This is a genomic window from Cryobacterium sp. MP_M3 (assembly GCF_015752155.1).
In the GTDB taxonomy this organism is placed as follows: domain Bacteria; phylum Actinomycetota; class Actinomycetes; order Actinomycetales; family Microbacteriaceae; genus Cryobacterium.
The window spans coordinates 76196-99623 of sequence record NZ_JADOVI010000002.1; the positions used below are offsets into that span (position 1 = coordinate 76196).

A 23428-nucleotide genomic window follows, 5' to 3' on the forward strand; every position below is an offset into this window, starting at 1 on the left:
TTCGATTCGCAAGGGCCCCGGGGCGGGGTTCAGGCCGCGGTCGTGCGGTCGAGGCGGGAGCCGCTGTCGCCGGACAGGGTCTGGCCCGCGGATTTGCGCTGGTCCGACCACAGGGAGTAGCCGAGCCAGATCAGGGCCAGGCCCATGGGGATGGCGGCCATCCGTTCGAGGGTGTGCGGGAGGAGCGCGCCGGCAACGGGCGTCACGGCGGCGGCGACGATGAGCAGGATGCCGGCCCCGCGGGAGAGCACCCGGGCGCGGATGATGCTGATGCCGAACACCAGCGCGCCGATGACGTAGAGCGCGCCTCCGACACCGGGCAGCGCGGCGAGTGGGCCGAGGTCGGTCACGGCCGGGTACCGGCCGAAGAGCCCGACGAAGTCTTCGGCGAACTGCGGTGCGTCGGCCACGACCAACGGCGCGATGAACGCCTCAGCGAACACGAAAGCCGACTGGAGGATGAAGAAGAGCCCGAACATCGCATACCCGATCAGGCCGAGCAGCCCGAATTGCCGAACCTGGCGAAGGTAGATGCCGGTCAGGCCCACCATCCCGAGCACGGCCATGCAAAAGCTGAGGCTGTGCACCGTCACCCAGGCCTGCGTGGTGAGGGAGGAGACCTCGTCGGCCGGGTGGATGAACTGGATGACGATGTAGATCAGTCCTGACAGTGCGGCGGCGATGCCGGCCGCACGGGTGAGGGGGGACGAGGTGATGCTCATGGTGATTCTCCGATGCTCTGAAATGGATGCTCTGGAATTGAATGTTCCGAAATGCCTGGCCGGATGCCTGACGACAACCTGAATCTACGGAGGCACGTGGTGACCGGGCATCACCCGGTGTGGTGATCTGTGCGGTGATTGTCTGTGGTGATTGTGGAGCCCTCGAATCAGGCCCGTGCGGGTTCCGGAGCGTTCGCGTCGAGGACCCGGGGCGCCGTGCTCGGTCGGGACGGCTGGGCGAGCAACACCGCGAGGACGATGAGCCCGGCCCCCGGGAGCGCGAGCCAGAAGATGTTCCCCCAGCGGTACCCGGCATCGCGAAGGCGTCGGATCTGGACTGCCAGGGTGGGCAGGAGGACGACGAGGTTCCATGCCCCGCTGAGCGCGGTCGCGGGGTTCTCCGTCAGATTCGAGAGGGCGCCGAGTACGGCGGTGACCAGTGTGGTGAAGAGAATCCACCACCAGAACTCGGCTCGGCCGGCCGTGCCGGTGAATTCCGCGTACTTGCGGACGACGATCTGGATTGCTGCGGGGAATGACATAGGGGTCCTTTCGGGGGTATGGCGTGGAGATGGTGGGACTCAGCCCAAGCGAGGTCCTCAGCGCGGACTCCACGAGACCTGAATTTACGGAGGCACGTGGTGACTCGGCATCACCGGGCGTGGTGATCAATGTGGTGATTGTGCCCGGGGGGACGCCTCCGCGTATGCCACCTCGGCCGGGAGCACGTCCGGTGGGACAATGGCGGCATGACACTGCATCTCACCGGCGACCCCGCGGCGGACACCCTGCTCACCGAGGACCCGTTCGCCCTCCTCCTCGGCATGCTCCTCGACCAGCAGATCGCGATGGAGACCGCGTTCGCCGGGCCGGCCAAGATCCGCGACCGGATCGGCACCCTCGACCCGGCGACCATCGCCGGCTTCGACCCCGACGCGTTCGCCGAGGTCTTTCGCACCAGCCCGGCCGTGCACCGCTTCCCCGGCTCGATGGCGGCGCGCGCGCAGGAGGTGGCCGGCATCATCGCCCGCGACTGGAACGGCGACGCCGCCTCCCTCTGGACCTCCGGTTCCCCGGACGGCGCCGAGATCCTCCGCCGGCTGAAGAAACTGCCGGGGTTCGGCGACCAGAAGGCGCGGATCTTCCTCGCCCTGCTCGGCAAGAGGCTGCGCGTGACGAACGAGGGGTGGCGGGAGGCATCCGCCCCCTATGGCGAGGAGGGCTCGCACCGTTCCGTCGCCGACATCGTCGACGCCGAATCGCTGGCCCTGGTGCGCGAGACCAAGCGTGCGGCGAAGGCCGCCGCGAAGAAGGCCTAGGGCAACGGTGGGTCCCCATTTCAGCGAGCAGGCCTTCGACTTCCTCGAGGAGCTGGAACACCGCAACAACCGTGAATGGTTCGAGGAACACAGGCCGAGCTACGAACGTGAGCTGAAGGCACGGATGCTGGAGGTCATCGACGCGGTCAACGCCCGGCTGGCCGATTTCGCCCCCGACCATATCCGGCCGCCGAGCAAGGCCATGCTGCGGATCTACCGAGACGTGCGCTTCTCGAACGACAAGACGCCCTACAAGACCCACCTGGCCGCATCCTGGCCGCGTCAGGGGCTGGAGAAGACCGGGGGCGCCGGGTTCTTCCTCCAGGTCGGCGTGCACGGGGTCATGGTCGCCGGGGGCTCCTATAGCCCGGGTCCGCCGCAGCTGCTCGCCATCCGCCAGCACCTGCTCGAGCACCACGCCCGGTTGCGGGCACTTCTGGCCGAGGAGTCCCTGGTTCGGCTGACCGAGCCGCTGGACGGCCATCCGCTCCTCCGCTCCCCGAAGGGGTTCCCGGCCGACCATCCCGCGGCCGACCTGCTGCGGAACCGGCGATGGGCGCTCTTCTCGAACCTGCCGGGCGCGGCGGCGCTGGGCGACGGGTTCATCGACCTCGTGATCGAACGTTTCCGGGCGATCGCCCCCGTCGTCGACTTCCTGAACGTGTCCCTGGCCGCGGTCACACCACTCGAGCGCGAGGCCAGCGCCGGGCGGCGATCGGCTTAGTGCCGGCCTGATCTCCCGCGCGGCAGACCGGCGCGCCCGCCCCTGACCTTCCCGGCGCGCGGGGCGGCGAACACGATCAGCACGATAGTGCCGAGGGCGGCGGGGACGAAAACACTGACCAGGACCACATTGCCCGTGGGGTCGGTCAGCGACGGCGCCCCCACGGAGTCGTACAGGGCGTAGTCGTCGACCACCAGGGTGCCGTCGGCGCCGAGGATGAGCCCGAAGCTGATTCCGGTGGCGCCCGGCGGGATGGCGGCGGTCTTCCAGACCGCCCGGGTGAACTCGGCGCTCGCCGGCTGGAACGGGCTGGAGGTCCAGTATCGCCAGCCGCCGACCGCGTCACGGAGGAACACGTCGAACTGCGTCCTGGCCGTGGAGGTGTACCAGGCCCGCAGCGAGTAGCGCCGGCCGGGAACAATGGTCGGCGCGCATTCACCGAGGTCGAAAGTGGGCAGCAGCCTGACCGCGCCGGTCCGGCGGCCGGTCATCGTGAGCCGACCCGCGGCCCGGCCGGAATGGGCTGCCGTGACCGTGTCGTAGGTCCACTCGTTCGTGCCGAAGGCGTCGACCGACCAGCACCGCGGCCGTCCGTCGGCGCCGACCTGCTCGAGCTCGTGGTCGGCCACGCCGTTCACGCCGGGACCCGGTGCGGGTGCGACCGTCGCGTCAGGGGAGACGACCGGCCGCACGGGGCCGCCGACGACATCCGCCACGGTCTTCACCGTCGTGTTATGGCTGGCGGCCCGGGGCGCGAGCCAGGCCGCGAACTGGGCGAACACGCCGGGGTCGACCGACAGGAGATCGCAGCCGTCGGCGCAGACATGGTGGAAGGTGAACTGAACCCAACCGCCGTGGTGGGTTTCGGCCTCGGTGACGGCGCTCTTGAGGTCGCTGAGGGTCCAGGCCAGGTCGACTTTGCCGAGGGCCCGGGTGAGATACGGATCAGCCGGGCGGATCTTCTCGGCGACGGCGCAGTCCGGGCAACCGAACCTGGTCTTGAGGGCCCCCAGCCCGCGGGCGCTGGTGAACCCGCAGTCCTTCACGATCTTCTCCGTCTCCGCGTTCGCCTCGGCGAACGGGTAGGCGAAGCTCTCGGTGGGGAACCCCCAGGCGGCCAGGGTCGACCGGCCGTCGCAGACCTGCCGGGTCGCCTCGGCGCGGGTCAGCGTGGTGAGGTCGGCGTGGGTCACGGTGTGGCCGCCGATCTCGTGCCCGGCGTCCGTGAGCGCCCGCAGGTCGCTCTTGGTGAACCAGCCGGGATTGTCGATGAATCCGGTCGTGATGAAGAAGGTGCCTTTCAGCCCGAGCTCGTTCATGACCGCGACCGCCTCGCGCTGGTCGGCATTGCCGTCGTCGAAGGTCAGGCTGACGACCGTGGCCGGTGCGGCACCCTGCACCGCGGCGTCCGTGCCCGCGGGGGCACCGGCGGGCGGAGAATCGCCCGCGGCCTGCGCGGGGATGCTTCCGGTGAGGGCCGCCAGCGCCAGCACGGCGGACACGGCTATCCACGCGCCCCGGACGTGACTCCGCGTGCCCGGGTTCCTGCGTGATCGGATCATGCAGCGCTCCTCCGCCTTGGTGCACCGTAAACAGTCTCGGCAGGGCGTGGGGGAGCGGCAATCGAGGATCCCTCGATCTACCCTTTCGTGTGGTTAACCGCATTCCGCATGTGGTTAACCGCAGCCGGGATTCGGGTCAGCGCGACTGGCGCCCCTTCGCCTTCGGCGCACCCTTGACGGCGGGCGCCCGCCCCTGGCCCTTGGAAGCCTTCGCCTTGCCGCCGGCCTTCACCGCAGCCTTCGGTGCGGCCGCTGCCCCGGGCTTGCGCACCAGAGGCCGGGCGACCTCGAGCAGTTCGACTCCGGCGCGGGTCAGCGTGGGCACGTCGTCGACGGTGACGAACAGTTCGCCGCCGACCTCGTCCTCGAGCGTGCGGATGGAGATGAGGAGGGTGGCGCGGGTCATGTTGAGGGTCTTTGCCGCGGCACCCCAGTTGGTGGCTTCGGCGGTCGTGACGAAACGCCGGAGCAGGGTGGTATCCACAAGAAAGCCCTTCGAACTGCCGCCGTGCCGGTCACGGGGCAGTAACAGGGTACGCGCTGCAATGAGAACATGGAGTAATGACCGCAACGCTCGTGGCCAGGGGCCTTGCCGGCGGGTACGCGCACCGCACCCTGTTCGACTCACTCGACCTCACTGTCGCCCCCGGCGACGTCATCGGGGTGGTCGGCGCCAACGGGGCCGGCAAGTCCACCCTGCTCCGGCTGCTCGCCGGCATCCTCGCCCCGCAGGCGGGCACGGTCAGCCTCGCCCCGACGGATGCCTTCGTCGGCTGGCTGCCCCAGGAACACGAACGCATCGCGGGCGAGACGATTTCGGGCTACATCGCCCGCCGCACCGGCTGTGCGGAGGCGACCCGCGAGATGGATGCCGCGGCATCCGCCCTCGCCGATCCGGTGCCCCGTCCGGATGGCCTGGACCCGGCCGACGCGTACTCGAGGGCCCTCGACCGGTGGCTCGCGAGCGGGGCCGCCGACCTCGACGACCGGCTGCCGATCGTGCTCGCCGAGCTCGGCCTCCGGCTCGGCGCCGATCTGGCCGAGGACACGCCGATGACGGCGCTCTCCGGCGGCCAGGCGGCCAGGGTCGGCCTCGCCGCCTTGCTGCTGTCCCGGTTCGACATCGTGCTGCTCGACGAGCCCACCAACGATCTCGACCTCGACGGGCTGGAGCGGCTGGAGACGTTCGTGCGCGGGCTGCGCGGCGGCGTCGTGCTGGTCAGCCACGACCGGGAGTTCCTCGCCCGCTGCGTCACCCGGGTGCTGGAACTCGACCTGGCCCAGAACGCCAACCGGGTGTTCGGCGGCGGCTACGACTCCTACCTGGAGGAACGCGAGAGGGCCCGGCGCCACAAGCGCGAGGACTTCGACGAGTTCGCCGCGAAGAAGGCCGACCTGGTCGGTCGTGCCCGCACCCAGCGCGAATGGTCGAGCCAGGGTGTGCGGAACGCCATGAAGAAGGCCCCGGACAACGACAAGATCCGGCGCAAGGCCTCCGCCGAGTCCAGCGAGAAACAGGCCCAGAAGGTGCGGCAGATGGAAAGCCGGATCAACCGCCTCGAGGAGGTCGAGGAGCCGCGCAAGGAATGGCAGCTCGAGTTCACCATCGGCTCCGCTCCCCGATCGAGCGCCGTGGTCGCCACGCTCAGCGCGGCCGTGTACAGCCAGGGCGAGTTCACCCTCGGCCCGGTGTCGCTGCAGGTCAACGCGGGGGAGCGGATCGGCATCACCGGCCCCAACGGAGCCGGTAAGACCACGCTGCTCCGGGCACTGTTGGGCAGGCAGGCTCCGGATGAGGGGACGGCCGCACTCGGGGCGAGCGTGCGGATCGGCGAGATCGACCAGGCGCGCGCGCTCCTCGCCGGGAACCGCCCGCTCTCCACCAGCGTCGAGGCGCTCCTGCCCGACCTGTCCGTCGCCGAGGTGCGCACCCTGCTCGCCAAGTTCGGTCTGAAGGCGGACCATGTCGGCCGGCCCGTCGACGAGTTGTCCCCCGGCGAGCGCACCCGCGCCGGCCTCGCCCTGCTCCAGGCCACCGGGGTCAACCTGCTCGTGCTCGACGAGCCGACGAACCACCTCGACCTGGCGGCCATCGAACAGCTCGAACAGGCGCTCGAGTCCTACCAGGGCACGCTCCTGCTGGTCACCCACGACCGGCGGATGCTCGAAAACGTCACCACCGACCGGCGCTGGAGCGTCGACGCCGGGCAGGTCACCCAGGGATGATGGGTGCCCACCACGCCATGACCGGCGCGGCCGCGTGGATCGCCGTCACGGCGACCGCCGGGCACGGTCTCGGCCTGTTCCCGGTGTCTCCCGCGGGAACGATCACCGGTGCGCTCCTCTGCGCCGGGGCCGCGCTGCTCGCCGACGCCGACCACGGCTCCGCCACCATCTCGCGCTCCCTTCCCGTGCTCGGCCGGCTCGTGACCGGCGGGATTTCCCGCGCCTCGGGCGGCCACCGGCACGGGCTGCACGGCCTGCTCGCCGTGCTCTGCGCCTGGCTGCTCGCCACCGGCCTCGACCGGTTGTCGTGGCAGTCGCCCTGGGCCGCCAAACCCATCGACGTCGGGGTTGCCGCCGCGAGCGCCGCCGCGATCGCGTTCGCCGGCTACGCGCTGGGCCTGGCCCAGGGGTCCTGGCCGATCGCATGGCTGATCGGCCTGGTCGGAGCCGCCGGCATCACGGTCTTCGCGCCGGAACGCTCCGACTGGTTCATCGTCTGCATCACCCTCGGCTACGGCGTGCACCTGGCCGGCGACCTGCTGACCACGGGGGGCCTGCCGCTCTTCTGGCCCTGGGTGCCCAAGCCGCCACGGGCCTGGCGGAAGGTCCCGGTCTTGCGGCATTTCTGGACCTCGGGCGGCTATCTGGCCCTCCCGGTGCTCGGTAACGCGGGCTCCGTCCGGGAATGGGCGTTGCTGATCCCGGTCACCCTCTACGTCGGCTACGGGATGCTGTTCGCCGCGCTCGCCGAGGTCGGCGTAGACCTGGCTGCGATCCTGCACTGATCGGCCCTTGGCGGATGGGCCGTGGAGTGGTTCGCTGGGGGAATGACCAACCTGCCGATGTTCCCGCTCGGGTCCGTGCTCTTCCCGTACCTGCCGCTTCAACTGCGGGTGTTCGAGGAGCGCTACCTGGTCATGCTGTCCCGCATCCTCGCCGACGAGCCGGCCGAGTTCGGCGTTGTGCTGATCGAACGCGGGCAGGAGGTCGGCGGCGGAGAGCACAGGTTCCGCTACGGCACCGTCGCCCAAGTCACCCAGCTGGCGGCATCCGACGGGTTCGTCGGTGTGCTCGCCCAGGGTGAGCGGCGGGTCGAGGTGCTCGAATGGCTTGACGAAGACCCCTACCCGGAGGCCCTCATCCGCGACATCCCGGAGCTCGACTGGGACGACGACCTGTACCCGCTCCGGGAGGAGGCCGAACAGGCAGTGCGGCGGGCCCTGGCCCTGGCCAGCGAATTCACCGACCAGGCCTGGTCGCCGGATGTCGAACTCTCCGAGGACCCGACGGCCGCCGCCTGGCAGCTGGCCGGCATCACCCCGGTCGGCCCGCTCGACCAGATCGCCCTGCTGCGGTCGACGACCATGGAGGGACTGCTCACCGCGGTGCTCGTCTACACGGCCGCAGCGGTGGATTCCTTCCGCTTCCCGTGGCCGGAGGAATGAGCCGCCCCAGCACTCGCCCGGTGCCGGTGGCGGGGCGCGGGGCGCTAGGCTGGTGGCGAAAACCGAATATCGGGCCATCACGGTCGATGCGGGAGAGTTCGACGCCGACAGGCGTGCGAACACCGAAGGAGCAATCCTCCCCGACAATCTCTCAGGTACTCGTACCGCATCGAACTGGCCACTCTGAAAAGTAGCCGCAGCACCAGCGCGGCTCGCCCATGGTGAAAGCCGCACCCGGTTGGGGCGGCGAAGCTCTCAGGCCTGACGACAGAGGGGGAGTTCCCAGGGGCTCGATCGCGCCCCGGAGATTCTCGCTCGGCCCCGGCCGACGACAACCTGGAGAACTCATGACCCCGGACACCGCCGCCCACCCCGCTTCGGACTCCCTGCCGAACGACGCCTCGTCGAACACCGCCCAGGCGAGCTCGGAGCGGTTCTCGCCGCTGCACCAGGCGCACGTCGACGCCGGCGCCAGCTTCACCGACTTCGCCGGCTGGCAGATGCCCGTGCGGTACTCGAGCGATCTCGCCGAGCACCACGCCGTGCGCACCAAAGCGGGCATCTTCGACCTCTCGCACATGGCCGAGATCACGGTGTCCGGGCCGGATGCCGGGGCGTACCTCGACTACGCGCTCGCCGGCAAGCTCTCCACCATCGACCTGCTCCAGGCCAAGTACAGCCTCATCCTCAACGACGCCGGCGGCATCATCGACGACATCGTCGTCTACCGCACCAACGCTGAGGACTACCTCGTCGTCGCCAACGCCGGCAACCGGGTCCCGGCCTTCGAGGCGCTGTCCGCCCGGGCCGCCCGGTTCGATGTCACCGTCACCGATCAGAGCGACGACGTCGCCCTGATCGCCGTGCAGGGGCCGGTCTCCCGCGCCATCCTCGAGGCCACCGCCGGGCTCACCGTCGACGGCGAGCTCGCCGAACTGAAGTACTACCGGGCCCTCGGCGGCACCTTCCAGGACAGCGACGTGCTCGTCGCCCGCACCGGCTACACCGGCGAGGACGGCTTCGAGCTCTACATCGACGTGCCCGCCGCCGCCGCGCTCTGGGACGCGCTCCGCGCCGCCGGGGAGCCGTTCGGCCTCGTTCCGGCCGGCCTCGCCAGCCGCGACACGCTGCGCCTCGAGGCCGGGATGCCTCTCTACGGCCACGAACTCTCGGTGACCGGCTACCCGGCCCAGGCCGGGCTCGGCCGCGTCGTCAACCTGGCCAAGGAGACCGACTTCATCGGTCGCGCGGCCAGCGAGGAGGGCCCCCCAGCCGACGCGCCGGTGCTGGTCGGCCTCGTCGCGGCCGGCAAGCGCGCCGGCCGCGCCGACTACCCGGTCTTCCGCAGCGCCGACGCGCCCGTCGCCGAGGGCGTCATCACGAGCGGTGCGCTGTCACCGACACTGGGACATCCGATCGCCATGGCCTACGTCGCCCCCGGCCTCGCCCGCCTCGGCACGGACGTCTTCGTCGACGTGCGCGGAACCCGCATCCCCGCCACGGTCACCCAGCTCCCCTTCTACAAGCGCCAGAAATAGTCCACCCCTCGAGAGGAAACCCCATGGCAGACAAGACTGAACTCCAGTACACCGCCGAGCATGAGTGGGTGCTCGTCGACGGCGACACCGCCCTCGTCGGCATCACCGCCTACGCCGCCGACAAGCTCGGCGACGTCGTCTTCGTCGAACTTCCGGCTGTCGGCAGCAGCGTCGCCGCGGGCACCGTCGTCGGTGAGATCGAGTCGACGAAGTCGGTCGGCGAGCTCTTCGCCCCCGTCAACGGCACCGTCGTCGAAACCAACGACGCCGTCGTCGACAGCCCCGAACTGGTCAACAGCGACCCGTTCGGCGCCGGCTGGCTGCTCAAGGTGAGCTTCACCGAGCTGCCCACCCTCCTCAGCTACTCCGAATACTCCGCCCTCGTCGGCGAGTAGTCCCCAGCGAAGCCAGGTCTCCCCACACATGTCACAGCCCTTCACCCAGCGTCACATCGGCACGGATGCCGACGCGCAGTCCCGCATGCTCGCCACCCTCGGCTACGACTCGGTCGGCGACCTCGTCAACGCGGCGGTCCCCGAGACCATCCACGTCGACCGGTTCCGCACGGCGGGCGACAGCGCCCTGCCGCCCGCCGCGACCGAGCGGGAGGCCATCGAGGAACTCCGCGCCCTGGCCGGCCGCAACACCGTGAAGCGCTCGATGATCGGCCTCGGTTACTACGACACGATCACGCCCGCCGTGATCAAACGCAACGTGTTCGAGAACCCGAGCTGGTACACGGCCTACACGCCCTACCAGCCGGAGATCTCCCAGGGCCGGCTCGAGGCCCTGATCAACTTCCAGACCATGGTCGCCGACCTCACCGGGCTGGCCACGGCCAACGCGTCCATGCTCGACGAGGCCACCGCGGTGGTCGAGGGCATGCTCCTCACCCGCCGGGCTTCGAAGTCTGCCTCCCACCGGTTCATCGTCGACGCGGACGCCCTGCCGCAGACCCACGCGCTGCTCGCCAGCCGCGCCGCGGCCCTCGGCATCGAGCTCGCGGTGACCGACCTGCAGGCCGACACCACGGCCGCCGAACTCGGCGACCACTTCGGCATCTTCGTGCAGTACCCCGCCGCATCCGGCCGGGTCTGGAACCCCGCCGCGGTGATCGCCGCCGCGCAGTCGCAGGGGGCCCTCGCCGTCGTCGCCGCAGACCTGCTCGCGCTCACCCTCCTCTCCTCACCCGGCGAACTCGGCGCGGACGTCGCGGTCGGCACCAGCCAGCGCTTCGGCGTTCCGATGGGCTTCGGCGGACCGCACGCCGGCTATATGGCCGTGCGCAAGGGCCTCGAACGGCAGCTGCCCGGCCGCCTCGTCGGCGTCAGCGTCGACGCGGCCGGCCACCCGGCCTACCGGTTGTCGCTGCAGGTGCGTGAGCAGCACATCCGCCGGGACAAGGCCACCTCGAACATCTGCACCGCCCAGGTGCTGCTCGCCGTGATGGCCGGCATGTACGCCGTCTACCACGGCCCCGACGGCCTGAAGAAGATCGCGACCGAGGTGCACGAGTCCGCGGGCCGGCTCGTCGCCGCGCTCCGGGCCGCCGGCGTCGACGTCGTCGGTGACACTTTCTTCGACACCATCCGGGTGTCGGTCCCGTCGCGGGCCGCCGAGATCGTCGCCCGCGCGGCCGGGGCCGGTGTCAACCTGCACCAGGTCGACGCAGACCTGGTCGGCATCGCGGTCGACGAGACCACCACGAGTCGGGACCTCACCGCCGTGGTCGCCGCGTTCGGCGGCCAGGACGCGTTCGGCCAGGTCGAATTCGGCGCCCCCGTGACCGGGCTGCCGGGGGAGCTCGCGCGCACCAGCGGCTACCTCGGCCACCCCGTTTTCAACACGCACCGCTCCGAGACGAGCATGATGCGCTACCTCAAGCGCCTTGCCGACTTCGACTACGCGCTCGACCGCGGGATGATCCCGCTCGGCTCCTGCACGATGAAGCTGAACGCGGCGACCGAGATGGAGGCCGTCAGCTGGCCCGAATTCGGCGGACTGCACCCGTTCGCGCCGCAGGTCGACGTCGAGGGTTACCTCGAACTCATCCGCCAGCTCGAAACCTGGCTGACCGACGTCACGGGCTATGACACCGTTTCGCTGCAGCCCAACGCGGGCAGCCAGGGCGAACTCGCCGGCCTGCTCGCGATCCGCGGCTACCACCACGCCAACGGCGACGCCGACCGCACCGTCTGCCTGATCCCGTCCAGCGCGCACGGCACGAACGCCGCGTCAGCGGTGCTCGCCGGGATGCGGGTCGTCGTCGTCGCCTGCGACGACCTCGGCAACGTCGACCTCGTCGACCTGCGGGCGAAGATCGCCGAGCACGCCGACAGCCTCGCCGCGCTGATGATCACCTACCCGTCCACCCACGGCGTCTACGAGCACGAGGTCGGCACCATCTGCCGGGCCGTGCACGATGCCGGCGGCCAGGTCTACGTCGACGGCGCCAACCTCAACGCCCTGCTCGGTTTCGCCCGCTACGGCGACTTCGGCGGCGACGTCTCGCACCTCAACCTGCACAAGACCTTCTGCATCCCGCACGGCGGCGGCGGACCCGGCGTCGGCCCGGTCGCGGCGAAGGCGCACCTGGCCCCGTTCCTGCCCGGCCACCCGCTGGCCCAGAGCGACCAGCACTACCTGCACAGCGACGCCGGCGACACCGTGGTGCACGGCGGCGGCCCGGTCTCGGCCGCGCCGTACGGGAGCCCGAGCATCCTGCCGATCTCGTGGGCCTACGTGCGGATGATGGGGGCCGAGGGGCTCCGCGAGGCCACCGGCGCCGCGGTGCTGGCCGCCAACTACGTGGCGAAGCGGCTCGAGGAACACTACCCGGTGCTCTACGCCGGCGACAACGGCCTGGTCGCACACGAGTGCATCCTCGACCTGCGACCGCTCACCGAGGCGACCGGGGTCAGCGTCGACGACGTGGCCAAGCGCCTCGTCGACTACGGGTTCCACGCGCCGACCATGAGTTTCCCGGTCTCCGGCACCCTGATGATCGAACCGACCGAGAGCGAGGACCTCGGTGAGATCGACCGGTTCGTGGAGGCCATGATCGCGATCAAGGCCGAAGCGGATGCCGTGGCCGCCGGGACCTGGCCCGCGGACGACAACCCGCTGCACAATGCGCCGCACACGGCGCAATCCGTGATCGAGGGCGAATGGACCCACGCGTACGATCGGGAGACAGCGGTCTACCCGGTGCGCAGCCTCATCCGCGGCAAGTACTGGCCGCCCGTGCGCCGGATCGACAACGCCTACGGCGACCGCCACCTCGTCTGCGCCTGCCCGCCGCCGGAGGCCTTCGCCGACTGACCTCCGGGTCTCGACAGGCTCGACCGCCGGTGGTCGAGCCTGTCGAGACCGCGGCTCAGGCGGCGGGGGCGAGGAGCGCCGGCCACCAGGCGAGGGCCAGCGGGTAGCCGACGAACGAGAGGATGTCCAGGATCGCGTGCGCGATCACCAGCGGCATCGTGCGCCCCCAGCGGGTGTAGCACCACCCGAACACGACGCCCATCACCGCGTTGCCGATGAACGGGCCGATGCCCTGGTAGAGGTGGTAGCTGCCGCGGAGCAGTGCCGTCGACCCGATGATCGTCCAGGTCGACCAGCCGAGCTCCCGCAGCCGGGTGAAGAGGTAGCCGACGACGATGAGCTCCTCGGTCAGGCCGGCCCGCAGGGCGGAGAAGACGAGGATCGGAATCGTCCACCAGAACGTGTCGATCGGCTTGGGCACGACCGCGACAGTGATCCCCAGCATCCGCCCGGCCAGGTAGAGGGCCAGGCCGGGGATGCCGATGGCGAGCACGAGGCCGGCGCCGCGGAGCAGGTCCCTCCGTTTCTCGGTCAGGTCGAAACCCAGCCGGAGGAACGCGCTGCGCCCGGGCTGCCAGAGCAGGAAGAGCACCAGGGCGACGCCGAACAACTGGAAGAACAGGTCGAGGAACTGGTAGGTGAAATCGAGCCACTCCCGCGGCGACTGCGACCCGTTGATGGTGGCCGTCTGCTTCGCCAGCGGGGTCGTGTCGGTCAGCCGGCCGATGATCGCCACGATGGAATACACGGCGGATGCCCCGAGCGAGAGCCCGAGGACGATCGCCACCTCCCAGTACCGGCCGGCGCGGCCCGGGCGGCCGGCGTCCGGGCGGCCGGCGTCCGGGCGGCCGGCGTCCGGGCGGCCCGGGTTCACTCGGCGGGCCGCATCCGGCAGGCGGGCGTGCCGCCGGGGAGCCGGTGCCGGAACCGGGCGACCAGCCGGTAGCCGATGCCGGCCGCCCAGGACCAGGGCGGAACCGTGCCGAGCCAGCCGAGCATCCGCCAGCCGGGTGACGGCTGGCGCCGGAGCAGCGCGGCGACCGCCGCGGCGCCGCCGAACTGCCGATCCCCGTCGACGAGCCAGACCCGCGACCGGGCATCCGCGGTGGTCAGCGCGAACGCAGCCAGGTCCGTCCACTGGTACGGCGCCGCCGCCGGCATGGCCGGGAGGATGCGTCCGAGCCAGCCGACCGAGGTCGTGCAGAACGCGCAGTCGCCGTCGAAGATGAGAAGCGGCGGCCGCGCCGTGGTGTGACTGTCCATGGAGCAATCATCGCATCGTGCGTCCCTGTCGCGGATTTCCCGCCGCGGCGCAGAATCCGGCGGAATAGCACCGGATGACGAAACAATCGTGCGTGTTGTGTTTCGCATCGGTAACGTTATTGCGTTTCAGTATGCGGAGCGCAGGGCGGGTACCTAAGGTCGAATTTATCTGGCGCGTCAGCCTGGCCACAAATCAGCCGCGCGCTCACATTGCACAGGAGGAAAATTGAAGATCAACAGACTGGGTATCGCAGCCATCGCCCTGGCCGCGGTGGGGGCCCTCACGCTGTCCGGCTGCGCCGGCGGCGGAGCTGCCACTCCGACGGCGTCGAGCAACGCGAAAGCGATCATCACGACGAACGGCTCCGAGCCGCAGAACCCGTTGGTCCCGACCAACATCAACGAGGTGGGCGGCGGAAAGATCGTCGACGCGGTCTTCGCCGGGCTCGTCTACTACGACGAGAAGGGCGCGCCGATCAACGACGTCGCCGACTCGATCAAGTCGGACGACAACAAGACTTTCACGATCAAGATCAAATCCGGCCTGAAGTTCACGAATGACGAGCCCGTCACGTCGTCGAGCTTCGTCGACGCCTGGCAGTACGGCGCGCTACTGAGCAACGCGCAGCTCGGGAGCTACTTCTTCGAGAACATCGAAGGCTTCAGCTACGACGAGGACAGCCCCCTCACCGGCCTGAAGGTCGTCGACGACACCACCTTCACGGTCACCCTGACGGACGCACTGTCCGACTTCCCGCTGCGCCTCGGTTATTCGGCGTTCTACCCGCTCCCGGCCGCCGCGTTCAAGGACATTGCAGCCTTCGGCGAGAACCCGATCGGCAACGGCCCGTACATGCTGGCCGCCAAGGGCGCCTGGAAGCACAACGAGAAGATCGACCTCGTCGTCAACCCGGCCTACGACGGTGGACGCAAGGCCAAGAACGGCGGCCTGTCCATCATCTTCTACGCCAACCAGGGCGCCGCCTATTCCGACCTGCTCGCGAACAACCTCGACGTGCTCGACGCCATCCCGGACAGCGCCTACGGCACCTATGAGAAGGACCTCGGCGACCGCGCCGTGAACCAGCCGTCCGCCGTGTTCCAGTCCTTCACCATCCCGGCCCGGCTCCCGCACTTCGACGGCGAAGAGGGCAAGCTGCGTCGTGCGGCCATCTCGATGGCGATCAACCGTGAGGAGATCACCAAGATCATCTTCTCCGGCACCCGCACCCCGGCATCCGACTTCACCTCGCCCGTGATCGACGGCTGGTCCGACAAGCTCAAGGGCGCGGACATGCTCAAGTTCAACGCCAAGCAGGCGAAGAAGCTGTGGGCCGAAGCCGACGCCATCTCCCCGTGGTCCGGCTCCTTCCAGATCGCATACAACGCGGACGGCGGCCACCAGGGCTGGGTGGACGCGGCCATGAACGGCATCAAGAACACCCTCGGCATCGACGCGTCCGGCGCGCCGTACCCGACGTTCAAGGAAGCCCGCACGCTGATCACGGACCGCACCATCCAGACCGCGTTCCGCACCGGATGGCAGGCCGACTACCCGGGCCTGTTCAACTTCCTCGGCCCGATCTATGCGACCAAGGCCTCGTCCAACGACGGCGACTACTCGAACCCCAAGTTCGACGCACTGCTGAAGAAGGGCTCCACCGAAAGTGACCTGGCAGCAGCGAACAAGGACTTCCAGGCCGCGCAGGAGATCCTGCTCCAGGACCTCCCGGCGATCCCGCTCTGGTACGCCAACGTGACCGGTGGTTTCGGCACGAGCGTTCAGAACGTGAAGTTCGGCTGGAACTCGGTACCGATCTACAACGAGATCACCAAGGGCTAGTCTGAACTGAGCACGAGGAAAGGGCGATGACGCACTGTCATCGCCCTTTCTTCCTGCCCGGCGCGCAGTGTGCGTTCGCCCGGCACAGGAGGAAAAAGTGAATATCACCAAACTAGGCGTCACCGCCATTACGCTGGCCGCCATCGGGGCTCTCTCGCTCTCCGGCTGCGCCGGAGGGGGCGCCGCGCCGGCGTCGAAGGCGAACGCGGCCGCGATCATCTCGACGAACGGGTCGGAGCCACAGAATCCGTTGATCCCGACGGCGACGACTGAGACCGGCGGCGGCAAGATCGTCAACTCGATCTTCGCCGGACTGGTCTACTACGACGCCAAGGGAGCGACCGTCAACGACGTCGCCGAGGCGATCACGACCGACGACAACACGACCTACACCATCAAGATCAAGCCGGGCCTCACCTTCAGCGACGGCCAGGCGCTCACGTCGAACAGCTTCGTCGACGCGTGGCAGTACGGCGCGCTGCTCAGCAACGGCCAGCTGGGGAGCTCCTTCTTCTCGGACATCGCCGGATACAGCGTCGAGAAGGACAGCCCGCTGACCGGCCTCACCGTCGTCGACGACACCACCTTCACCGTCGCCCTGACCGCCCCTCTGGCCGATTTCCCCCAGCGCCTCGGCTACGCGGCGTTCTACCCGCTCCCGGCATCCGCGTTCGCGGACATGGCCGCCTTCGGTGAGAGCCCGATCGGCAACGGCCCGTACATGCTCGCCGGCCCCAAGGCCTGGAAGCACAACGAGAAGATCGACCTCGTCGTCAACCCGGCCTACGACGGCGGGCGGAAGCCGAAGAACGGCGGCCTGTCGATCACCTTCTACGCCAACGAGGGCGCGGCCTACTCCGACCTGCTCGCGAACAACCTCGACGTGCTCGACGCGATCCCGGACAGCGCCTACGGCACCTACCAGAGCGACCTGGGCGACCGGGTCGTCAACCAGCCGGCCGCGATCCTGCAGGCCGTGACGATCCCGGCCCGGTTGCCGCACTTCTCCGGCGAGGAGGGCACCCTGCGCCGCCGGGCGCTGTCGATGGCGATCAACCGGGAGGAGATCACCAAGATCATCTTCTCCGGCACCCGCACCCCGGCCTCCGACTTCACCTCGCCCGTGGTCGACGGCTGGTCAGACACCCTCAAGGGCGCGGACGTGCTGAAGTTCAACGCGAAGGCCGCCAAGAAGCTCTGGGCCCAGGCCGACGCCATCTCGCCGTGGACCGGCAGCTTCCAGATCGCCTACAACGCCGACGGCGGCCACCAGGGCTGGGTCGACGCCGCGTCGAACAGCATCAAGAACACCCTCGGGATCGACGCCTCCGGAGCACCGACACCGACGTTCGCCCAGGCGCGCACCGCGATCGCCGACCGCAGCATCCAGACCGCCTTCCGGTCGGGCTGGCAGGCCGACTACCCGAGCCTGTACAACTTCCTCCAGCCGTCGTACGCGACCAAGGCCGGATCCAACGACGGGGAGTACTCGAACCCTGAGTTCGACGCGCTGCTGGCGCGCGGTTCCGCCGAGGCCGACGTGACCGCGGCGAACAGCGACTTCCAGAAGGCGCAGGAGATCCTGCTGCAGGACCTGCCCGCCATCCCGCTCTGGTATGCCAATGTCACGGGCGGTGTCGGGCTCGATGTGCACGGCGTCGTCTTCGGCTGGGACTCGGTTCCGCTCTTCAACGAGATCACCAAGGGCTAGTCTGAACTAAACGCGCGCGGGGGCGGTGACCGACTCAACGCCCCCGCACCATGACCGACACGAATGAACGCTGCACCCGGGCTCGGCCCGGAGTGTGCCGCCTTGCAGGTAATCTGTAAAAACTCCGGTCGCTCGATCACAGATAGGTTCCTCATCCCGTATGACCAACTACATTGATCCGCAAGGCATAGGCGCCTCGTGACCGGATACATCTTCAGGCGAATCCTCCAGGCGATCCCCGTGTTCCTGGGCACGACCTTCCTGATCTACTTCATGGTCTTCGCGATGCCGGGCGACCCGATCGTCGCCCTCTTCGGCGACAAGACCCCGAACCCGGCCGTCGTGGCCCAGCTGCGGGCCCAGTACCACCTGGACCAGCCGTTCATCGTGCAGTACCTGATCTACCTCGGCGGGATCTTCCGCGGGGACTTCGGACTGTCCTTCTCCGGCGAGCCCGTCACCGCGATCCTGGCCCGCACGTTCCCGGTCACGGCCAGGCTCGCCATCCTGGCCCTGTTGTTCGAGACGTTCTTCGGCATCCTGGTCGGGCTCGTCTCCGGCCTCCGCAAGGGCAAGCTGTTCGACGCGAGCTCGCTCGCCGTCAGCCTGATCCTCATCTCGCTGCCGATCTTCGTGATCGCATTCGTCGGCCAGTACGTGTTCGGCGTCTGGCTCGGCTGGGCGCGCACGACGGTGAGCAGCGGCGCCCCCCTGCAGGACCTGGTCCTGCCGGCCCTGGTGCTCGCGAGCGTGAGCTTCGCCCAGATCGTGCGCCTCACCCGAGCGTCGGTGATCGAGACCTCCGGGCTCGACTTCGTGCGCACCGCCTACAGCAAGGGGCTCAGCAGCCGCCGGGTCATCCCCGTGCACATCCTGCGCAACTCGCTCATCCCGGTGGTCACGTACCTCGCGACCGACTTCGGCGTGCTCCTCGTCGGCGCCACGATCACGGAGGGCATCTTCAACGTGCCCGGCGTCGGAAACACCCTGTACCAGGCCATCATCCGCGGCGAGGGACCCACCGTGGTCTCCTTCGTCACCGTGATGGTCCTGATCTACCTCGTCGTCAACATCCTGGTGGACCTGTTCTACGGTCTGCTCGACCCAAGGATTCGCTATGTCAAGTAACCCCACCGGCGGGCCCACCGACGTCACACCCGTCGGCGGACGCTCCAGCACCCACTACGTCGCCCCCCTGGACGAGACGCCGCTGGTCAGCGTCGACGCCGTCAAGGTCGCCGAGAAGCGCAGCAACCTCTGGATCGACGCGTGGCAGGACGTGCGTCGTCGGCCGATGTTCTGGATCTCCGCGGCACTGATCCTCGTCGTCGCCCTCGTGGCGCTGTTCCCCGGCCTGTTCACCCAGACGCCGCCGAACAACAACTGCATCCTCGGCAACAGCAACGGCGGGCCGGCCGATGGCCACCCGCTCGGCTTCACCAAGCAGGGCTGCGACATCTACTCGCGGATCGTGCACGGGACGTCGACGTCGCTGTCGGTCGGATTCATCGTGATCGTGCTGACGACGACCCTCGGCATCCTGTTCGGTGCATTCGCCGGTTTCTACGGCGGCTGGGTCGACGCCGTGCTGTCCCGCCTCGGCGACATCTTCTTCTCCATCCCGTACATCCTCGCCGCGGTCGTCATCATGTCGGTGCTGTCCCAGTACCGGAGCGTGTGGAGCATCTCGCTCGCGATCGGTATCTTCGCCTGGCCCTCGACGGCCCGTGTGCTGCGATCGGAGATCCTCCGGGTGAAGAACGCGGACTTCGTCATGGCGTCCACCGCGCTCGGCCTGTCCCGGTTCAAGATCCTGCTCAAGCACGTTCTGCCGAACTCGATCGCCCCCGTGATCGTGATCACGACCATCTCCCTAGCCGGCGCCATCGTCGCCGAGGCAAGCCTGTCGTTCCTCGGCGTCGGCCTGGGCAGCAACATCATGAGTTGGGGCAACGACATCAACCAGGCCCAGAACGACCTGCGCACCGCCCCGCAGACGCTGATCCTCCCGTCCATCGCTCTCTCCGTTACCGTGTTCGCGTTCATCTCGCTCGGCGAGGTCGTACGCGACGCACTCGACCCGAAGGCGAGGGCGCTTCGATGAGCGAGCCACTTTCCACCACTGCTGCGGTGAAGCCGCTCCTCGAGATCAAGAACCTCCAGGTCGGCTTCCAGACCCAGAACGGTCTCGTCCCCGCCGTCAACGGCATCGACATCACCCTGATGCCGGGGCAGACCCTCGCCATCGTCGGCGAGAGCGGTTCCGGGAAGTCCACGACCGCGCACGCGATCATCAACCTGCTCCCCGGCTCGGGCCGGATCACGGGCGGTGAGGTGCTCTTCGAAGGCCGCGACCTCACCAGGCTCAACGAGAAGCAGCTCGAAGAGGTGCGCGGGCGGATGATCGGGTTCGTGCCCCAGGACCCGATGGCCAACCTCAACCCTGTCTGGAGCATCGGTTTCCAGGTCGAAGAGGCCATCCGGGCCAACGGCATCGCCACCGGCAAAGAGGTCAAGCAGCACGCCATCCGGGTGCTCAAAGAGGCCGGGCTCGCGGATGCCGACAAGCGCCTGCGCCAGTTCCCGCACCAGTTCTCCGGCGGCATGCGCCAGCGCGTCCTGATCGGGATGGGTCTCTCCTCCAGGCCCAAGCTGCTCATCGCCGACGAGCCGACCTCGGCCCTCGACGTCACGGTGCAGCGCGTCATCCTCGACCATCTCGCCACCCTGACCCGGGAAATCGGCACCGCCGTGCTCTTCATCACCCACGACCTGGGCCTCGCCGCCGAACGCGCCGAGCAGCTCGTCGTGATGTACAAGGGCAAGGTCGTCGAGTCCGGTCCATCGCGGGAGATCCTCGAGAACCCGATCCACCCGTACACGCAGCGTCTCGTCGCCGCGGCGCCGAGCCTCGCCTCCCGCCGGATCCAGTCCTCCCAGAAGAACCTGACCGACCTCGGTTACAGCGCCCCGCGCGCCGCCGCGGGCCTCGACCTGGTCGAGGCGGCCGAAGCCCGCGCCGGCAAGCAGGCCGCCACCACGACCGCCGGCGGACCGGCGATCAAGGTCGACGCCCTGACCAAGATCTACAAGATCCGCGGTGCGAAGCGGGACGCGCGGGACTTCAAGGCTGTCGACGACGTCTCCTTCACGGTCGAGCGCGGCACCACCATGGCGCTCGTCGGCGAGTCCGGATCCGGCAAGTCCACCGTCGCGAAGCTCTTGCTCCGCCTCGAGGATGCCTCCAGCGGCACGATCGCGATCGGCGGACAAGACACCGCGACGCTGCGCGGCCGCGCCCTCCTGGACCTTCGGCGCACCATGCAGCCGGTCTTCCAGGACCCGTACGGTTCCCTCGACCCGCTGCGCAACATCGGCAACACCATCGCCGAACCGCTGCAGGTGCACCGGGTCGGTGACCGGGCGTCACGCCGGTCCAGGGTGGACGAACTGCTCGACCAGGTGGCGCTGCCCTCCGCCCTGGCAACCCGGTACCCGAACGAACTGTCCGGCGGTCAGCGCCAGCGTGTCGCGATCGCCCGGGCGCTCGCGCTCAAGCCGGAGATCGTGATCCTCGACGAGGCGGTGTCGGCGCTCGACGTGCTGGTGCAGGCACAGATCCTGCGGTTGCTCGCCGACCTGCAGGCCGAACTCGGGTTGACCTACCTGTTCATCACCCACGACCTCGCCGTCGTCCGGGTCATCGCCGACCACGTCTGTGTCATGCAGCGCGGCAAGATCGTGGAATCCTCCACCGTCGACAAGGTCTTCGACAACCCGCAGCAGGACTACACCAGGGAACTGCTCAACGCGATCCCCGGTGCGAACCTGAAGCTCGGCGTCTAGACAGCCTGCCGTGCGGGAGGCCGGTCGCCCGGCCTCCCGCCGACCCGCCCGGGGAGGACAGATGGCGACCGGCGCACCCGCGGTCCGCGCGATCACGTTCCGCGCGAACTCGTCCGTTCTGGTCTTCGCCGCGGTCGTCGTCGCCTGCGCCGTGCTGCTTGGCGATGCCGGTGCCCGGCAGCGCTGGGACGTCGTCGCCGCAGCGCTGCCTGCGGCGGTCCTGGTGCTCTGGGCGGCCTGGCTGGTGTTCCTGCGGCCGTGCCTCCGGGTGGGTGAGGACGGGCTCACCGTGGTGAACATCGTTCGGACCACCGTGGTGCCGTGGGACCAGGTCGACGAGGTGACGACCCGGTTCCAGACGGTCGTGATCCTGGTGTCGGGGGAGCGGCTGCGCTGCTGGGGTGCGCCGACGGCGGCCCGGCCAGCCCGGCCCGGCCGCAGGAATGACGCGGCCCTGGGCCCGGACGGCCGGATGCCCGGCTCCCCGGTGCAGACGCTCGTCGAGTCCCGGCTGGCGAGAGCCGGTCGACCGGCCGGCCCGGCCGGAGCCGTGCTCCGGCGCTGGAACATCGTTCCGATCGGCGCCGGCCTGGCCCTCGCCCTGGTCGTGGCGGCCCAGCTCGCGGCCGCCGGATCGCGCTTTCTCTGATCTGGGCCATCCCGAACGTTCCGCGCCCGCAGAAAATTCGAAGATAAATCGACTTCCCGTGAATGCTGCGACGCACCGGGTGGTGGCGCGCAGTTCCCTCACTCTGGCATAGGCTCTCGGGTACGCAACGTTGCGTCGGCCTGCACCTGTGTTCTTCCCACGAAGAAGACCGAAGGAGAAAATCGTGGTTTCAACCCGTTTGAGGATCGCCTTCCGGTGCAGTGCGCGTCATTCGCGCCGTCGGTCTGGGCCAGCGGTCCTGTAGGCACCCGGCATGGCCTTCTACATCTTCCGGCGTTTCGTCAACTACTTCATCCTCTCCGCGATCGCCACCTGCCTGGCCTACGTCGTCGCCAGCCTCGCGCTCGACCCGGCGTCCAAGTACTACGGGCGCAACCCGCAACCGTCGAAGCAGACGATCACGAACATCCTCAACGGCCTGGGCGTCAACCCCGACGTGCCGGTGCTCGAGCGGCTCTGGAACTGGATCGTCAACCTCGTCGTGCACGGCTCCCTCGGCAACACCGTCGGCGGCACCTCGGTCGTCGACCAGATCGTCTCCCGGTCCGGGGTGAGCCTGCGGCTGCTCCTGATCGGTTCCGTGATCGGCGCCATCGTCGGCGTGACCCTGGGCGTCTGGGGTGCCGTGCGCCAGTACAAGTTCAGCGACCAGGTCGTCACCTACGGTTCCTACCTCGTCTTCGCCACCCCCACATTCGTTATCGGCGTGCTGCTGATGATCGGCGCGACCGCGCTGAACGGGGCGGCCGGGATGCAGCTGATCAACTTCACCGGGGAATACTCGGCCGGGCTCAGCGGCTCCTGGTGGGATCTCACCGCCGACCGGGCGGTGCACCTCCTGCTCCCGACGGTCGCGCTCGTGCTGATCGGCGCGGCCGGCTACTCGCGCTACCAGCGCAGTGTCATGCTCGACGTGCTCTCGGCCGACTACATCCGCACGGCCAGGGCCAAGGGCCGCTCCCGCAACGCCGCCCTGGTGCGCCACGGAGTGCGGGTCGCCCTGATCCCGATGTCCACCTTCTTCGCCTACAGCTTCGGCACCCTCGTCTCCGGGTCGATCATGCTGGAGATCGTGTTCTCCTTCCACGGGATGGGGGAGTTCACCCTCAACGCGATCACCCAGAGCGACATCAACGCCGTGGCCGGGTCGACCCTCTTCCTGGCGGTGCTCGTGCTGTTCTCCTCGACCCTTTCCGAAGTCCTCTACGCCGCACTCGACCCGAGGGTGAGGAACTGAC

The 23428-nt window shown here is 69.0% G+C and carries 21 protein-coding genes and 1 riboswitch; of the genes, 15 read left to right on the forward strand and 6 right to left on the reverse strand.

Annotation, left to right across the window (positions count from 1 at the left end; all coding sequences use genetic code 11):
• Window positions 1-29: 29 nt before the first annotated feature.
• Both IWX89_RS03530 and IWX89_RS03535 read right to left on the reverse strand, forming a co-directional pair.
• Entirely contained in the window at window positions 30-722 is a 693-nt protein-coding gene (locus tag IWX89_RS03530; RefSeq protein ID WP_196902209.1) for a hypothetical protein, read from the reverse strand.
• A 167-nt stretch (window positions 723-889) separates the two neighbouring features.
• Complete coding sequence (locus tag IWX89_RS03535; RefSeq protein ID WP_196902210.1) at window positions 890-1264, reverse strand: DUF805 domain-containing protein; 375 nt, start codon at window positions 1262-1264, stop codon at window positions 890-892.
• A gap of 207 nt (window positions 1265-1471) precedes the next feature.
• Between IWX89_RS03535 and IWX89_RS03540 the strand changes: the two genes are divergently transcribed.
• Together IWX89_RS03540 and IWX89_RS03545 are read left to right on the forward strand one after the other, a co-directional pair.
• Window positions 1472-2041, forward strand: a complete 570-nt coding sequence (locus IWX89_RS03540; RefSeq protein ID WP_196902211.1) for an HhH-GPD-type base excision DNA repair protein — start codon at window positions 1472-1474, stop codon at window positions 2039-2041.
• 7 nt (window positions 2042-2048) lie between these two features.
• Entirely contained in the window at window positions 2049-2765 is a 717-nt protein-coding gene (locus IWX89_RS03545; protein ID WP_196902212.1) for a DUF2461 domain-containing protein, read from the forward strand.
• On the opposite strand, the gene IWX89_RS03550 is transcribed toward IWX89_RS03545, so the two are convergent.
• On the reverse strand, window positions 2762-4267 hold the full coding sequence (locus IWX89_RS03550; RefSeq protein ID WP_196902213.1) for a polysaccharide deacetylase family protein: 1506 nt from the start codon (window positions 4265-4267) through the stop codon (window positions 2762-2764). The genes IWX89_RS03545 and IWX89_RS03550 overlap by 4 nt on opposite strands.
• Before the next feature lie 196 nt (window positions 4268-4463).
• On the reverse strand, window positions 4464-4811 hold the full coding sequence (locus tag IWX89_RS03555) for a LysR family transcriptional regulator (protein WP_196902214.1): 348 nt from the start codon (window positions 4809-4811) through the stop codon (window positions 4464-4466).
• Window positions 4812-4888: 77 nt separating this feature from the next.
• Between IWX89_RS03555 and abc-f the strand changes: the two genes are divergently transcribed.
• The 6 genes from abc-f to gcvP all read left to right on the forward strand — a co-directional run bounded on the left by abc-f (window position 4889) and on the right by gcvP (window position 12857).
• Entirely contained in the window at window positions 4889-6553 is a 1665-nt protein-coding gene (gene abc-f / locus IWX89_RS03560; protein ID WP_196902215.1) for a ribosomal protection-like ABC-F family protein, read from the forward strand.
• Window positions 6550-7338, forward strand: a complete 789-nt coding sequence (locus IWX89_RS03565) for a metal-dependent hydrolase (RefSeq protein ID WP_196902216.1) — start codon at window positions 6550-6552, stop codon at window positions 7336-7338. The genes abc-f and IWX89_RS03565 overlap by 4 nt, the downstream gene beginning before the upstream one ends.
• Window positions 7339-7380: 42 nt before the next feature.
• Window positions 7381-7998, forward strand: a complete 618-nt coding sequence (locus tag IWX89_RS03570; RefSeq protein WP_196902217.1) for an LON peptidase substrate-binding domain-containing protein — start codon at window positions 7381-7383, stop codon at window positions 7996-7998.
• 79 nt (window positions 7999-8077) lie between these two features.
• Window positions 8078-8175: riboswitch (glycine riboswitch) on the forward strand.
• Window positions 8176-8345: 170 nt separating this feature from the next.
• A complete protein-coding gene (gene gcvT / locus IWX89_RS03575) occupies window positions 8346-9536 on the forward strand; it encodes a glycine cleavage system aminomethyltransferase GcvT (RefSeq protein ID WP_196902218.1) in 1191 nt (396 codons plus the stop codon).
• Window positions 9537-9559: 23 nt separating this feature from the next.
• Window positions 9560-9931, forward strand: a complete 372-nt coding sequence (gene gcvH, locus IWX89_RS03580; RefSeq protein WP_196902219.1) for a glycine cleavage system protein GcvH — start codon at window positions 9560-9562, stop codon at window positions 9929-9931.
• Between the two features lie 28 nt (window positions 9932-9959).
• Complete coding sequence (gcvP, locus tag IWX89_RS03585) at window positions 9960-12857, forward strand: aminomethyl-transferring glycine dehydrogenase (RefSeq protein WP_196902220.1); 2898 nt, start codon at window positions 9960-9962, stop codon at window positions 12855-12857.
• 55 nt (window positions 12858-12912) lie between these two features.
• Here gcvP and IWX89_RS03590 read toward each other — a convergent pair whose 3' ends face one another.
• Together IWX89_RS03590 and IWX89_RS03595 are read right to left on the reverse strand one after the other, a co-directional pair.
• Window positions 12913-13731, reverse strand: coding sequence for a CPBP family intramembrane glutamic endopeptidase (locus IWX89_RS03590; protein WP_196902221.1), 819 nt, complete (start codon window positions 13729-13731; stop codon window positions 12913-12915).
• Window positions 13728-14120: a thiol-disulfide oxidoreductase DCC family protein gene (locus IWX89_RS03595; RefSeq protein WP_196902222.1), complete on the reverse strand. Its 393-nt coding sequence runs from the start codon at window positions 14118-14120 to the stop codon at window positions 13728-13730. Before IWX89_RS03595 ends, IWX89_RS03590 begins: the two co-directional genes overlap by 4 nt.
• A gap of 226 nt (window positions 14121-14346) precedes the next feature.
• On the opposite strand from IWX89_RS03595, the gene IWX89_RS03600 reads away from it, so the two are divergent.
• From IWX89_RS03600 to IWX89_RS03630, 7 genes are all read left to right on the forward strand, one after another.
• Entirely contained in the window at window positions 14347-15963 is a 1617-nt protein-coding gene (locus IWX89_RS03600; RefSeq protein WP_196902223.1) for an ABC transporter substrate-binding protein, read from the forward strand.
• 97 nt (window positions 15964-16060) lie between these two features.
• A complete protein-coding gene (locus tag IWX89_RS03605; protein WP_196902224.1) occupies window positions 16061-17674 on the forward strand; it encodes an ABC transporter substrate-binding protein in 1614 nt (537 codons plus the stop codon).
• Window positions 17675-17872: 198 nt separating this feature from the next.
• Window positions 17873-18802: an ABC transporter permease gene (locus tag IWX89_RS03610; RefSeq protein ID WP_196902225.1), complete on the forward strand. Its 930-nt coding sequence runs from the start codon at window positions 17873-17875 to the stop codon at window positions 18800-18802.
• Window positions 18792-19778, forward strand: a complete 987-nt coding sequence (locus IWX89_RS03615) for an ABC transporter permease (RefSeq protein WP_196902226.1) — start codon at window positions 18792-18794, stop codon at window positions 19776-19778. Before IWX89_RS03610 ends, IWX89_RS03615 begins: the two co-directional genes overlap by 11 nt.
• Window positions 19775-21520, forward strand: a complete 1746-nt coding sequence (locus tag IWX89_RS03620) for an ABC transporter ATP-binding protein (protein ID WP_196902227.1) — start codon at window positions 19775-19777, stop codon at window positions 21518-21520. Before IWX89_RS03615 ends, IWX89_RS03620 begins: the two co-directional genes overlap by 4 nt.
• A 61-nt stretch (window positions 21521-21581) precedes the next feature.
• Window positions 21582-22169 carry a PH domain-containing protein gene (locus IWX89_RS03625; RefSeq protein WP_196902228.1) on the forward strand — a complete coding sequence of 196 codons (588 nt, stop codon included), beginning with the start codon at window positions 21582-21584 and terminating at the stop codon, window positions 22167-22169.
• A gap of 274 nt (window positions 22170-22443) precedes the next feature.
• Window positions 22444-23427, forward strand: a complete 984-nt coding sequence (locus IWX89_RS03630) for an ABC transporter permease (protein ID WP_196902229.1) — start codon at window positions 22444-22446, stop codon at window positions 23425-23427.
• Window position 23428: the final 1 nt, after the last annotated feature.